Below are 13,864 nucleotides of genomic sequence, written 5' to 3'. Positions count from 1 at the left end.
ACACCGTCACTCCGCGGCACGCCAACAGCATCGTCAACGATGTGGCGCACCGGGCTGAGCCGGTCTGGGATCCCGACGATCACACCAACGCGTGGCGGACGATCTGGGCGTACTCAGCCAAACGGGCACGCCGCGACCAGAAAACGCTCTACGCCCAGGAAGCTCGTGCGCGGGCCGTGGTCAACGGCGAACGCGCCGCCAAGTCCACCCGGTTCGTCAAGACCCGGGCCGGGGACCGCGTTCTCGACGAAGCATCCTTGGTGCGCGCGCAATCGCTGGTCGGTCTCAAGGGCTACGTCACCAACGTTCCCAGCACCGTGATGCCCGCCGGTGAAGTGATCGCCCACTACCACGAACTCTGGCGAGTTGAACGCTCATTTCGCATGTCCAAGAGCGACCTTCGCGCCCGGCCGATGTTCCACCGCACCCGCGACGCCATCGAAGCCCACCTGACCATCGTCGTCACCGCCCTGGCCGTCGCCCACAACATTCAAGAACGCACAGGCCTCGCCATTGCCAAGGTCGTCAAGCAACTGCGACCACTGCGCTCAGCGACCATCGCCATCAACGGGACCACCGAGACCTTCCCGCCCGAGGTCCCCGAGCCCCAACGACAAATTCTGACCAGCCTCAACATCCCCGAACCGGGGCACTAAGCAAAATGTCCTAACTCAGGATGGGTTATCGATATGTCGAATAGGCAGCAACGACAGCTTGCGCTCATTGCACTGATGCCAACTCCCGCTTAAGCATTGAACATCGCGAAAAGGGTGTTGAGGCCTTCCGCCAGCAGTGGATGCGCAAAGATGCCATCGGCCATATCGGTGTGGGTGAGCTTGCCCATCATGGCCACCTGGATCATGGTCATCACCTCGCCGCCTTCACTACCAAGGACTGCGCCGCCCAGGATCTGCCCGCTGTCGGCGTCGACGATTGCCTTCATGAAGCCTCGCGTCTCGCCTGTCTCCAGGGCGCGGATGACCGCGCTCATCGGAAGCTTCAGAACCCGGATGTCGCGTCCTTGCGCTTTGGCCTCGCGCTCGGTCAGCCCGACGCGGCCAAGCTGCGGGTCGATGAATACTGCGTACGGCACAACCCGGTCGCGTGTGCTTGCCTTCTCACCTGCGATGAGACTGGCGTGCAGCATGCGGTAGTCGTCGTAGCACGAGTGTGTGAAAGCCGGTCCGCCTGTGACGTCGCCCATCGCGTAGACGCCGGGCGCGCTCGTCTCCAGGTATTCGTCGACCTCGATGAAGCCGCGATCGTTGACGCGGACGCCGCCCGCTTCGGGTGTGAGCGCCTCTGTGTTCGGGATGCGGCCGATCGCTGACAAGAGATGCGACCCGTCGATATTCCGCTCGCCGTCGGTCGTGCGAACGGTCAGCCGCAACCGGCCCCCTTCGAGCGGCTCAACCGCTACCGGCGACGACGAGGTAAGTACAGTGATCCCGTCGTCGCGCAAGATAGCGGCGACCTCGTCTGAGACGTCCTCGTCCTCGTTCTTCAGTAGGCGAGGCCCCCTGTGAATGAGGGTGACCTCGCTGCCGAAACGGCGGAACATCTGCCCGAACTCCAATCCGATGTACCCGCCGCCGAGGATGATCAGATGCTCTGGGAGCTCGTCCAATTCCATGATCGAGGTCGAATCCAACACGTGGACGTCGTCCGCACCGGGAATCGTCAACGGTTTGGGCCGGGTGCCCGTGTCGATAACGATCACCGGCGCGCTGATTTGCCGCGCGCCGCCGTTCGTCAACGTGAGTTCGATCGTGTTGGCCCCGGTGAAATGCGCCTCGCCTTCGAGCAAATCGAGACCCTCTTGCGCCAGACGGCTCGCGTAATTCTGCTGCGCACCGGAGACCATCGCGCGCTTACGCTCGCGCACCGACGCCAGGTCCACCGATACCGGGCCAACGTTCACGCCGAAGTCCGCGCCTCGGCGCGCTTGGTAGGCGAGACGCGCGCTGGCGACCATTGTCTTGGTGGGTGTGCACCCCGTGTTGACGCAGACGCCGCCGAGCGGGCCACGCTCAACGAGCGCCACCTTCTGGCCTGCATCGGCCAACTCGATGGGCAGGAAGCGGCCGCCTTGGCTGGTCCCTACTACGATCGCGTCGTACTGCTCACCAACCATTTCGTCCGTCCTCCGCTCCCGATCTACAGTCACCCCCTTCTCAAGTGTGAGAGCGTTCGACTGAAACGACCAGCCCTACGCGCAAATCTATGAGGGACTTCGATGCCCAAACGATATGCATTGAGGCACAGGCTCTTTCATCAAGACTAGTTCCATGTCTGGTAGGTCTGTGCGGGCAACCGCCTGCGAATAGCCGGGGCAAACAATCGGTAAGACGCAGTGGTCACCGAGAAGGCCGCCGGTTTCCCACGATCCGACAGCCCTATATGGCATGACGAGATCACGGCTATCCTGCGCAGTTACGGCGTCGACTGCGCCCGCCGCCGCCAGCGGACAAGCCGCACATCGCGCAGGTCGAGCGTGCCGCGATGCCTGTGGTGGCTAGTTCGTGTTGACGGTGGCCAATTGACACCGAATTGCCGAATCCGTTCGGGGTCAACCGAACAACATCACCCAACCGTCGCCAGTCCCACTCCAGACCAGAGCGATTTCTGGCCCGACGTGGCCGTCAGTTCTCGCACGCGACGCCATCGCCGTCGCGGTCGAGTTCGTAGATGTCGTTCCCGACGACGTAGACGGGACCTGCAACGTATTCGGGACCATTGCCGCTACCGCTGGCACAGTCCACGTCACTGGCGATGGGAACGCAGGTACCCGAGTAATTGGAGTCGCATTCCGCGCCTTGTTGGTGCGCCGGAGGCGCCTGGGAATTCATGGCGAGCCCGACGGCCGTCGCATTCGCTGATGCAACTCCGATCGACGCTGTGGCAAATGCTATGACAGCAGATACCATGAACTTTCCCATGATGGCGAATATAGCGCCATCGTCAGTTTTATCTCATGCGTTTGCTCACTGTGCGGGCCGCGAGTGGTGTTCGGCCTTCGGCCGTGCCGACTGCCTCATTTACGTCAGGCGGAACTGGACCGACATGCGGCCGCGCAGCCTGCGCAGGCCTTCTACCGCTGATCGGCCGGCCCGCACTGTTGACGCATCGCCGGCCCTTCGCCCTGCGCACCGCTACCAGACCCGACCCGGGCCCCGCGGGGCATCCACCGCCATGCCGTCGCCGCGGCCAGCGCGCACACCGCCGCCGCGACCATGGTGGTTGCCCGCAAGCCGTGGCCGGGGGGACCGCTGTCCACCATGCTCGTGCCGTGCACGGCTATCCCGATGGCAGTGGTGACGGCCACCCCGAACACCGCGCCGAGCTGTCTGGCCTCGGTGGCAAGGCTGGCCGCGAATGCCCGTTGCTGTGCGCTGAGGGCAAGGAACGGCCCAGTGCCCGCCGGAGTGAACACGGCGGGTCGGCTTGCAGCGAAGACCGCAAGTCCCGGCAGGAGGATGAGCACGCCGCCCAGTGGGGCTAGCACCGCCAGCAGCACCAGTCCCACCGACGCGAAGAACAGTCCCGGCAGGACGAGGTGGCGCGGCCCGAAACGGTCGGCCAGCCGGCCCGCCCGCTGCGACAGCAGCGGCGTGCCGAGCCCTGCGACCGCGATCACCGCACCCGCGGCGACGCCGCCGAGTCCCAGCCGGTGATGCAGATACAGCGCCAGGTAGACGGTCACCCCGAACACCGCGAACTGGATTGCGAACAGGGCGACCAGCGAGGTCGTCAGCATCGAATTGCTGAGCAAACGGACATCGATCAGCGGGTTCTTCACCCGCGACTCGTGGAACACGAACAAGGCCAGCACACCCAATCCCGCGACCCCGGGAACCAGGCTGAGAACTCCCAGTTCGGCGCCGCTGACCAACCCGAAGACAACGAGCGTCAGCCCGGCCAGCAACGGCGGTATCGATGCCCACGGTACCGGCTGCGGCTCGGCCTCCTTTGATCCATGGATTGCGTTATGGCCCAACGCAACCGAGGTTGCGGCCACAGGAAGCGACGCGAGGAATATCCACCGCCAGTCGGCAAGCAGGAGGACGCCGCCGATGAGCGGACCGAACACGAGAAACGACGTGCCGCCGGTGGCGAGCGCACCGATCGCCCAGCCCCGCTGAGATTCACTGACCGCCCTGGTGGTGATCGCCAGGGCGAGCGGTTGCACAATCGCCCCCCCGAGTCCCTGCAGGAACCGCGCCGCGATGAGCACCGGCAGGCTCGGCGCGACAGCGCAGAGCAGGGAGCCGACCGTGAAGGTCGCCAGGCCCGCAAAGAATGTCCGGCGCAGCCCGATGCGATCGGCCACGCGGCCGCCGACGAGCATGAAGACCGCCAGTGCCAACAGATAGGCGGTCATGACCCATTGCAGTTTGGCCGCGTCCGCTCCGAATTCGCGGCCGATGAACGGCAAGGCCACGACCACCGCGGTCTGGTCGAAGAACACCAGCGCGTTGGCTGTGAGCGTGCTACCCAACACGCGGCGCTGCCGCCCGTCGAGGGCACGCCAGCCACGGTCGCTGCCAAGCTGCCTGGCCGCCACTAGCGTAAGGACCCAGGCGCCAGCCCGATTGCCTTGTGCGAGAGTGCTCTTGGTTTACCAGCAGTCACCATTGTCAAGGCTCCGTGATTTTTTCCGGTTCGCGCGCGAGTCAACGAGGACACTATCGGCCGGAATGGGCATGGTACAAGGGCGTTTAGCAGCACCATTGCGCGTGGAGTCGTTATGCACCAGAACTGGGCCACAGACCTTGGAAGTTCCTAATTTACGGGCTTGCTAAATAATCCCGCCGAAAGGGCCACGGGGACAGTCGGTATGACCTTCCCCACGGACCGCCCTCGTCCGAGAGCCATGCGGCCGTTCTTCCGATAGCGGCGAAAATAGCGCTGCCGTCAGTTTTTTGAAAAGCATATGCCGCGGCAAATCGGGCCACCCGCCGACGGCGGCCTGCACAATCGCCGGCCATCTTGCCCAGCGTGAAGCCTCTGCGAAATTTGGCGCCGAAAATCGCAGGAGCTTCACGCTCGGCAGATGACATCCGAGTGGGACGCTGTAGCGAGTCAGCCGTTCAGCTGGCTATGCAGAGCGCGGCCTCGGCAGGGTCGTCTCCACAGGCCGCGAACAGCGCCTTGAGCAGATCCTGCAACTGCTCCTGCGTCACCGGATCTGAGTCACTTCCGCGAAGCGACATCAGCGGCACGCCATCGCAATTTCGACATTCCGGCGCTCCGAACAGACTCAACACCGTCGGGGTGACATCGACGATCTCGTAATCCGGGTTGTACACACTGTCGCCGAACTGAGGACCGTCGACGATGACGAATGTCTCTGTCTCATCAGGTCGTCCTTGGTGGGGAAGTACCAGTGAACGGCGTTGCCCGCGACTTCGGCCGCACGTGCAACGTCGGCGATGCTGGTGCCGCGATAACCCTTTGCGATGAACAACTCTCGGACCTTCGCCACGATCGCGTCCTCGCGGTCGGCGCGCGGGATCGAGCGGCGATTCCTCGGCATACCCGAATTCTACTGCTGTTGAGGTAACCGACGGCCCGTTGAGGCTGCGCTCATGGCGCAAAAGTGCGAGTGGCCTCCGCCATCAATGCAAACTCAACGCAAAGTGCAAACTCAAACGGCAAACGCTGGACTTCGGGCACGCCATCGCTGACGGCCCGAAGCCCAGCGCAGTCAGTACGCCGTCGGTTCGCCCTCCGCCACCGGTCCCTTCTCCACCGGCTCATGGTCGATGATCGCCTTGTATGCGCGGTTCTCGTGCATGATCATCCGGACGAAGAAGCCGATGAACAGCACGACGGCGAGGATGGTCGCGATCCAGACGCCCACCGAGTATCCACCGAAGGTGAACACCACGGTGGCGTCGTCGTAGCTCTCGAACGGATTCACGCTTTCACCTTCTCTTCCACGATGAGCACCTCGGCATGAATACCGTTGGTGGGCATGGTCGTTACGGGAATGCCCTCCGGGTAGGGCGTCGCCGGGACCTCGGTCAGGTCGAGGCCCTGGTTCTCCACCTCAGGCGGAATGCGGAGCATCTTGGCCTTCTTCAGCCCAAGCGACACCACGTATGCGGGTATGAAGCCCAGCGCGGCGAAGACCACGGCGCCGATCAGCTGACCCCAGAACGAAATCGACGGATTGCCATCGGTGTTCGGGTAGCCGGCCAGGAAGATGCCCGCCATCAGGACCGAATAGAGCCCCATGCCGCCGTGCACCGCAACGGCCCCGACGACGTCGTCGATGCGGAACTTCTCGAGCAGCTTGCCGATGTAGGGGATCATCGCCCCGCCGGCCAGTGCGATGACGAAACCGAGTGCAGGGTGATACAGATCCATCCCCGAGGCCACCGAGATGACGCCTGCCAGTCCGCCGGAGATCGTCCAGAACGGCTCGCCCCGCGAGGTGAGGTAGGCGCCGATGATGCCGCCGGCCAAGCCCATCAACGTGTTGAATGCGAACGCCGACAACGTCGTTGGGCTGGCGTAGATGGTGGTGAAGCCGTCGCCGCTGTAGATCACGCAACCCATCAGGAATCCGAAGAAGCCGGTGAAGATCAGCATCAGGCCGAGCATCGTCAACGGCAGGTTGTGCGGGCGAATGGTGACGGCGGTGCCGTCCTCGCGGAAGCGTCCGATCCGGGGACCGAGGTTGATCAGGACGCCCAGGGCCGCGAACCCCGCGATCATGTGCACGCAGCCGGCGGCGCCGACGTCGTGAAACCCGAGTTTGGTGAGCATCCAGCCGGCGCCGTGCCAGCCCCATGCGGCGCCGATGATCCATACCACCGATCCCACCAACACCGTGAGGATGAGGAAGGCACTGGTGCGTATCCGTTCCAGCACTGCACCCGAAATGATCGAGCCGGTGGTCGCGGCGAACAGCGCGAACGCACCCCAGAAGATGCCGCTGGCGGGGTCGGCGATGTTCGGCCCCATGTTGTCGCTCCACGGGAGCGCCGCCTTGGCGGCATCGTTGAATTCGATGAAGCCGCTGGGCATCGCGTTGTAGAGGAACCATCCGACGAAGTAGAACGACGCCACGATCGTGGCGAATGCCAGGAGGTTCTTCATCGCGGTGGCGAGCACGTTCTTCGAGCGAGATGCGCCGACCTCATACGCCAGGAATCCGGCGTGGATGAGCATCATCAGCGCGATCGATACCCAGTAAAAGAATTCGTTGTTGACTGCGGTCATCGATGAGAGGGCGTCTTCGACTTCCGGTGGCATGAAACCTCCTCTGCGAGGGGCGCAAGTAAGCCAGCGTGATTGCTAGCAACGGTGCCGGTATGTAGTCCGTGAACTACGAAGCAGACGCTAGCGAGGCAAATGTGTCGCCCTAATCACAGCGCGTTAACATCCTGTGAAGTCGCTGCCGGTGACCGCGGCCCGGCCACGAAATGGAGAGCGGGGCGCCGACGCTTCACCGCCGAGGCCCCGCTGCGTCACCTCACCCCCCGGATCAATTCGAGGTGCCGCTGTCCTTGGTGTCGCCGTCGCCAGCAGCGGGCTTGGGCTGCGTGGAGCCGGCATTCGGTGAGTCAGCGCCCTTCTTTGGCGCCTTCTTCGTAAACAACATCGGCACGAACTTCTTGGCCGACGACGCAACGGAATTCGCCCGGACCCGGTCGCCATCACCAACGCGATCGTGGCGGCCAAGGACGACGAAGTAGGACTGCGACGACGCTGCATTGGCCAACAGCGGATTGAGACTCACCGCCAGGACGGTCGCGGGAATGGCGGTGGCCAGAGCAAGCCGCCTCGCCTTGGTCCTGCTGAGGCGTCGCCTACACGAACGAGAGCTTTCCGGTTTGACGACGCGATTGCGCATGGTGTTGCAGTCCTTAACGAGTGGCGCTGAATTTTGCGTCGCGAAATTTAGCACGTTCCCGGGGGCGCTCCGCAAATCGAAGATCCTTTCGGATGCAAGATTTTGGGCCGTCGAGACGGCTTCCTTAGGGTAACTATGTGGAAGTTGCCATGCGGATTGCGAGTCGGGGCGGGGACGATTCGCAAACTGAGCTGTGTGCAGTGAAATTGCTGGCAAATCGACTTTTCATAAATTTTGCCCAGCTGTCGCAAGGTGTTCGCTATCCCGAAAACGAAGGAAGGTTCAGGGCGCACGTCAGCGATCAGCCAAAATGAGCCAGCACGACCCTCTAGCAAACTATTATGCGCGCGCCGCTCGATGGCTCAGCAACGACCGGCCGTTTGTTGCTCCCCCGTCGGCACCCCGCCGACGCCTCGGCCCGTTGAGCGCAACCGGCTCGCGCGTCGACATCGCCACTGTGATTTCGGCCGCACAACCGTCGCGTTAACGCCTGACCCGCATCGCGAGGCCGCCTAGCGTGGAGCCATGCGCAACGAGGCGGCACTACTGACGATCGCGTTGACGTGCGTGTTGGCGGGATGCGCTGAATCGTCGCCACCGCAGTCCCCGCCGTCATCGACCGCGTCGACATCCGCACCGCCACGCGCCATGCCATCGCCGGCGTCCACGACCGTGGCACCGGCGCAGCCACGGGTGGCGTCGGACCCCGTCCAGCTTGCCGACGATCTGGTCGCCGACGAGCGCGCGCTGCGTGACCCGTCGTCGCCGGAGTCCGTGCTCACCGAGGCGGGGCGGCGCCAGCAGCGGGCCTACCGAACAATTGGCCGCAGCGCTGAACTAACAGCCATTGTGCGGCAGCGTATTCCGCCAGAACTCCGGTATGTTTTCGACCTCAACATCGACGCGCGACGCCAGCTCGACGCGCTGGTGCGTGGGCAGCTAAAGGACATGTTGCCCGCATGGCGGATCGTTCCCCCGGCGCCTGCCCAGCAGCTGCTCGACTATTACCGGAAAGCCGAGAGCGCGACCGGTGTGGAGTGGAACTACCTGGCGGCGATCAACATGATCGAGTCGGCGTTCGGGCGCATCGTGGGCCCAAGCTCGGCCGGAGCCCAGGGGCCCATGCAGTTCTTGCCGACGACATTCGCCGAATACGGTGACGGCGGCGACATCTACTCGCCCCACGACAGCATCATGGCGGCGGGGCGCTACCTTGCCGCCAACGGCTTCGTTGGTAGCCGCGACCGAGCCCTCTACCGCTACAACAACTCCGACCACTACGTGCGGGCGGTCAACGACTACGCCGCCGCGATTGCAACGGACCCCGCCGCATTCGCCGGGTACTACCGGTGGCAGGTCTACTTCGACACCAATCAAGGCGAGGTGCTGCTACCCGTCGGCTACGACGCGCCGGCGCCGATCCCGGTCGGGGAGTACTTGGCGACGCATCCTCAGTGACACCGCCCGACGCACCCGCCGCGGGCTCAGAGCACGTTTTGCCGGTGCGCCTCTTCGATGTCGGCGAGCGTGGCCCGAAGATGCCGGACGGTCATTGCGATCGCGTTCTTGGTGTCGCGGGCACGGTAGTACTCGATCAGCTTGGCGTGCTCCTCATTGGATTCGGCGATGCGTTCGCTGTTCGCGCCGAGCGACAGGGCGACGTACATCGATGCGCTGTCGCGCAGGCCGGCTAACACCGCCGCGAGCCGGCTTTCCTTCTCATCGAGAGTGAACAGCGAATGGAACTGCCGATTCAGCTCCGACCATTTGGCCAGGCTCTTGGTCTTCGCGAGTTGCTGGCACAACGCTTCGGCCTGATCGAGCTGTTCGGTCGTGATGGTGCGCATCACACGCCGAACCATCAACGGCTCCAACGCTATCCGCATCTCGTACAGTTCGCGTACTTCGTCGATGTCCAGGCTGCGCACCCGCGATCCGCGGTGCGGGTCGAAGACGACCAGCCCTTCGCCGGCGAGGTCCCGAAGGGCCTCACGCACCGGGGTGTTGCTCACGTTGAGTTGAGCGGCGAGATCGGCCTGAATCAGCCGGGTGCCGCCGGGCAACGTACCGTTGAGGATCGCCTCGCGCAGCGTCTCGCGGACGTAGACGTGCGCCGTCAGAGTACGGTTCTGCCGGGCATTCAGGCTCAGTGTCATCGGTACCCCTTCAGCGCGACCGTCGAACAAATGCCTAGGTTATCGTCCTAGCTGGGCTGACTGCGGAAACCGAACTCGGCCCGGATGTCGGCTTTCGTGCTTCCGCCTGCGATCAAACACGTCAGCAGAATCCGCGCCTTCCTGGCGTCGAGCCACCCTGCCGGTATCGCGCCCTTGGCGATCAGGTCCGACTCCGACCCGGGAAAGCCGTAGCTGCTCTGGTGAGTGCTGCCTGCGCCCGTCCGCGTCGCCAAGATGACGGGAATCGTCCCCGACACGCGTTCCACGACCTCCGCGCAAGCCGCCGACACGTGGCCCACGCCGAATCCGGCCAACACCACTCCGTGAAACTCATTGTCGGCCACGGTTTCTAAAAGCTCCCCGTGGTCCTCGAGGAACGTTTCCAACAGCGCCACACGCGGAGTGACGAAGCTGTCCGGCCGTGGCACCGTACGCCTGCCCGCAGCTGCAGCCGTATCGCCGTACACCGGCTGGTTCTCGGTGACGTATCCGAGCGGCCCGAAGACCGGTGACACGAAGGCGTTCGGTTGGCTGGCCTGGGTCTTCCTGACCCTGCTCGCCGCGTGGATCTCGTCGTTGAGGACGACCATCACCCCGCGGCCACGTGACCCGTCGGCACAGGCCACCCGGACCGCTGCCATCACGTTGGCCGGGCCGTCCGCGCCGGGAGCCTGTGGCGGGCGCATCGCGCCGGTGACGACGAGGGGAGCCGGCAGATCCCAGTACAGGTCGAGCAGATACGCCGTTTCCTCGATGGTGTCGGTGCCCTGGATCAAGACGGCACCCGCAGCGCCGTTGCCGATCTGGTCGCGCGCCCAGTCCAGTCCTCGCAGCACGTCTTGATATGTCAGGGATGCGCTCGGTGCGGTGTTGAGCGTCGTCGCGTGTAGCTCAGCTACGTCGGAGAGCCCCGGAACGGTGGCCAGCAGCTGCTCGGCGCTCAGCGTCGGGCGAACCCCCGTTTCGTTGGAGTCGGCCGAGGTCATGGTGATCGTTCCACCAAGCGACGCTACGGCGATCCGCTGACGGGGCACGTGTGGAGTGGTGCTATCCACGATGGGCTCTGCAAATCGGAAATTGTTGCACTACAACGCCTTACATTCTGCCAACTTGTACTGCACTTCACTTCGCATCATGCATTGTATACGATGCGTGAAAGCGTAAGCCCGCCCAGCGGGGCCGTCGGCAAGAAGTGAGGCACCTATGCCCAGTCGCAGCGACGTACAGACAACGCCGGGTCTGCCCCGGTTGACGAAAGCAGTGGCGTTGGTCAGCCTGACGGTGGTCGCGCTGTCCTATGTCCTCAATGCCATGGACCGACAGGTGTTCCCTGTCGTGCTGCCACAGATCGACGAGGACCTCGGTTTCGCCCTGTCGCAAGGCGGGCTGCTGGCGACGATCTTCACGCTCGGCATCGGCGTCGCCGGGGTGCCGTCCGGCTATCTGCTCGACCGACTGTCACGCAAGGCCGTGATGCTGATCGGCATCGTCATCTACTCGGCGTTCACCCTGCTGACCGGTTTCGGCGTCGGGTTCGCCGACATGTTCGCCTACCGGGCGCTGTCCGGCGTCGGCGAGGCCATGCAGAACGCGGCGCTGTTCTCCGCCGTCGGCGCCTACTTCTTCGCCAACCGCGCGCTGGCCATCGGCACCCTGAACTTCGCCTTCGGCGTCGGTGGCTTCCTCGGTCCGATGCTCGGCGCCCAGGTCGCCGACTCGTTCGATTCCTGGCGGGTGCCGTTCTACATCTACGGCGTCATCGGTTTCGGGTTTGTGATCGTCATCGCGCTGTTCATCAGCAAGCGGTTCACCGAGCAGGTCGAACCGGAGGGGCCGGTCGAAACGGCGGATGTGAAATCTTCGGTGCCGCAGGAGTTTCTGAACCGCAACCTGCTGCTGCTCGGCGGAACCGCCGCGGTTGTCAGCGTGGCGATGTACGGCTTCATCGGCCTCTACCCGTCGTTCCTGCAGAATCAGTTGGACATCCCCCTGGCTGAAGCCGGCGTGATCGCCAGTATGTTCGGCCTCGGCGCCATGATGGGCATGCCCGCCGGCTTCCTCATGGACCGGCTCAACCTCCGTTATGTGCTGATCGGTGCCATGCTCGCGGGCTCGGTGGTCGGGTTCCTGATCTTCAACGGGCCGACGAGCACCGGCTGGCAGTATGTGCTGGCGTTCGCCGAAGGCGCTGTCGCAAGCGGGTTCTGCTTCGTCGGCATCTACGCCGGACTGCAGCGTTCGGTACAGCCCGAACTCATCGGCCGCGCATCCGGCTTCTTCGTCACTGCTTCTACATCCCCGCCGCCATCGCCGGCTACGTGTTCTCCAGCCTGGTCGGAGCGGTCGGCTGGGGCGGAGCCGCCTTCTGGCAGCTGACCGTGCTGCCCCTGGTGGGAGTCGGCCTGATGCTCTTCCTCAAGACCGACCAGCTCGCGAAGGCCTCATCCGGCACGCCGCACTGATCCGTCAATAACGAAACAGCGCGAAACAGAAAGACAACGAGAGGATTTCGATGACCCATCCGTCAGGACCCCGCCGATGGCACGCTCAGCGCTGGCTCATCGACTCGGTACTGCGCACCGACGGGCTGGAATGGGACCAACCACGCGTCGCCTACACGTTGCGGCCGATGGGCGTCGATGCCACACCGGATTTCACGGTCGCCCAGTCGCGCATCACCAAGTTCGCCGACATCGTGCCGGTGTTCACCGAGCGCGCACAGCGGCGTCACCGGCTGGCCAACGCGGCAGAGCAGGACGGCAGGACGGAAACCGCGCGCGAACACTACTTCCACGCCGCGCTGCTGTACGCCACGGCGGAATGGCCGATCTGGGAGACGACGCAACAGCTGATCGAGCTGGATGACCTCAAAAACGAGTGCTACAGCGCCTACGCGCGGCTGGCCGACCATCATGTCGAACGCGTGGAGATCCCGCTCGGCGACTCCTTCATCCCGGCCTGGTTCCACCTGCCGCCGGGCTACCAGGGCGGCGCCATCCGCACCGTGATCGCCTGCGGCGGAATGGATGCGCCGAAGGAACTCAACGTCAACCTCTACGGCGACAAACTGCTGCAGCGCGGCTTCGCGGTGCTGTCCTTCGACGGCCCAGGGCAAGGGGAGGCACCGATCAGGGGCCTGCACTTCACCCCGACCGCGTGGATCGACGCGGGCGAGGCACTGATGAACTGGTGCCGAAGCCGCGATGAAGTGGATAACGACAAGATCGTGGGGTTCGGGCTGTCGTTCGGGTCGTACTGGATGTCTCAGATCGCCGCCACTCAGCCCAACCTGAAGGGTGCCGCGGTCGGCCTGGTGTGTCACGAGCCGGGCTGCTTCACCATCTTCGAGGCCGCTTCGCCGAGCTTCAAGGCGCGCTTCATGTGGATGTCCGGCCTGGAAAATGACGAAGCCGCCTTCGACGAAATGGCCAAGAACATCGATCTGCGGCCATTGATGCCGCAGATGCAGGTGCCATGGCTCATCGTCGCGGGCGACGAAGATGAGCTGTCGCCAATGGAATACAGCTGCGAGCTCGCGGCCGCATGCGCCAGCCCAGCACCCATGCTGGTCTACCAGCAGGGCCGCCACGCGCTGTCGTTGCCGACCCCATCGGTGGCGTCGGGCCCGAATTGGCTGGCCTACTCCGCCGACTGGCTCCTGGACCGCGTCAACGGCAAGCCGGCCGACGACTACGTCGACTACGTGACCCCCAGCGGCGAGGTCGAACGCCGCCCACACCCGAAGGAGATTCTCAATGACGTTGTCAAGCGGCCGCAGCAGTAGTTGTGGGCTGGTAGACGGCGTGGTCGCGGAGCATTGCCC

The 13,864-nt window shown here is 64.2% G+C and carries 14 protein-coding genes; 4 read left to right on the top strand and 10 right to left on the bottom strand.

All coding sequences use genetic code 11. The features are described 5' to 3' along the window. A partial coding sequence (locus CQY20_RS31140) for an IS1634 family transposase (protein WP_109789769.1) occupies nt 1-656 on the top strand: 656 nt, incomplete at its 5' end. An 89-nt stretch (nt 657-745) separates the two neighbouring features. On the opposite strand, the gene CQY20_RS31135 is transcribed toward CQY20_RS31140, so the two are convergent. From CQY20_RS31135 to CQY20_RS31105, 8 genes are all read right to left on the bottom strand, one after another. Further along, the gene (locus CQY20_RS31135) at nt 746-2,134 is read right to left on the bottom strand and encodes a mercuric reductase (protein WP_097944797.1); all 1,389 of its coding nucleotides are present in this window, start codon (nt 2,132-2,134) and stop codon (nt 746-748) included. Between the two features lie 508 nt (nt 2,135-2,642). Next, a complete protein-coding gene (locus CQY20_RS31130) occupies nt 2,643-2,762 on the bottom strand; it encodes an excalibur calcium-binding domain-containing protein (RefSeq protein ID WP_371871002.1) in 120 nt (39 codons plus the stop codon). A 329-nt stretch (nt 2,763-3,091) separates the two neighbouring features. Continuing rightward, nucleotides 3,092-4,564 carry an MFS transporter gene (locus tag CQY20_RS31125; RefSeq protein ID WP_097944793.1) on the bottom strand — a complete coding sequence of 491 codons (1,473 nt, stop codon included), beginning with the start codon at nt 4,562-4,564 and terminating at the stop codon, nt 3,092-3,094. A gap of 526 nt (nt 4,565-5,090) precedes the next feature. Further along, nucleotides 5,091-5,309, bottom strand: coding sequence for a hypothetical protein (locus tag CQY20_RS35015; protein WP_163700172.1), 219 nt, complete (start codon nt 5,307-5,309; stop codon nt 5,091-5,093). Continuing rightward, nucleotides 5,261-5,536 carry a helix-turn-helix domain-containing protein gene (locus CQY20_RS31120; protein WP_097944791.1) on the bottom strand — a complete coding sequence of 92 codons (276 nt, stop codon included), beginning with the start codon at nt 5,534-5,536 and terminating at the stop codon, nt 5,261-5,263. The genes CQY20_RS35015 and CQY20_RS31120 overlap by 49 nt, the downstream gene beginning before the upstream one ends. 171 nt (nt 5,537-5,707) lie before the next feature. Continuing rightward, nucleotides 5,708-5,923, bottom strand: a complete 216-nt coding sequence (locus tag CQY20_RS31115) for a hypothetical protein (RefSeq protein WP_097944789.1) — start codon at nt 5,921-5,923, stop codon at nt 5,708-5,710. Next, complete coding sequence (locus tag CQY20_RS31110; RefSeq protein WP_097944787.1) at nt 5,920-7,263, bottom strand: ammonium transporter; 1,344 nt, start codon at nt 7,261-7,263, stop codon at nt 5,920-5,922. Before CQY20_RS31110 ends, CQY20_RS31115 begins: the two co-directional genes overlap by 4 nt. Nucleotides 7,264-7,495: 232 nt before the next feature. Beyond that, on the bottom strand, nt 7,496-7,864 hold the full coding sequence (locus tag CQY20_RS31105; protein ID WP_133119178.1) for a hypothetical protein: 369 nt from the start codon (nt 7,862-7,864) through the stop codon (nt 7,496-7,498). A gap of 525 nt (nt 7,865-8,389) precedes the next feature. Here CQY20_RS31105 and CQY20_RS31100 point away from each other — a divergent pair. Further along, nucleotides 8,390-9,322, top strand: coding sequence for a lytic transglycosylase domain-containing protein (locus CQY20_RS31100; protein ID WP_097944783.1), 933 nt, complete (start codon nt 8,390-8,392; stop codon nt 9,320-9,322). A gap of 26 nt (nt 9,323-9,348) precedes the next feature. On the opposite strand, the gene CQY20_RS31095 is transcribed toward CQY20_RS31100, so the two are convergent. After that, nucleotides 9,349-10,020, bottom strand: a complete 672-nt coding sequence (locus tag CQY20_RS31095; RefSeq protein ID WP_097944781.1) for a GntR family transcriptional regulator — start codon at nt 10,018-10,020, stop codon at nt 9,349-9,351. 47 nt (nt 10,021-10,067) lie between these two features. Beyond that, the gene (locus CQY20_RS31090) at nt 10,068-11,096 is read right to left on the bottom strand and encodes an asparaginase (protein WP_207767343.1); all 1,029 of its coding nucleotides are present in this window, start codon (nt 11,094-11,096) and stop codon (nt 10,068-10,070) included. 148 nt (nt 11,097-11,244) lie between these two features. Here CQY20_RS31090 and CQY20_RS31085 point away from each other — a divergent pair, with 148 nt between their 5' ends. Next, complete coding sequence (locus tag CQY20_RS31085) at nt 11,245-12,417, top strand: MFS transporter (protein WP_097944777.1); 1,173 nt, start codon at nt 11,245-11,247, stop codon at nt 12,415-12,417. A gap of 136 nt (nt 12,418-12,553) precedes the next feature. Beyond that, nucleotides 12,554-13,825, top strand: coding sequence for an alpha/beta hydrolase family protein (locus CQY20_RS31080; RefSeq protein WP_097944775.1), 1,272 nt, complete (start codon nt 12,554-12,556; stop codon nt 13,823-13,825). The last annotated feature ends 39 nt before the right edge of the window (nt 13,826-13,864 follow it).

Origin of the sequence: Mycolicibacterium agri (assembly GCF_002553505.1) — a bacterium.
In the GTDB taxonomy this organism is placed as follows: domain Bacteria; phylum Actinomycetota; class Actinomycetes; order Mycobacteriales; family Mycobacteriaceae; genus Mycobacterium; species Mycobacterium agri.
The sequence above is the reverse complement of the archived record's forward strand: the minus strand, read 5'-3'. Positions and strand labels throughout refer to the sequence as shown.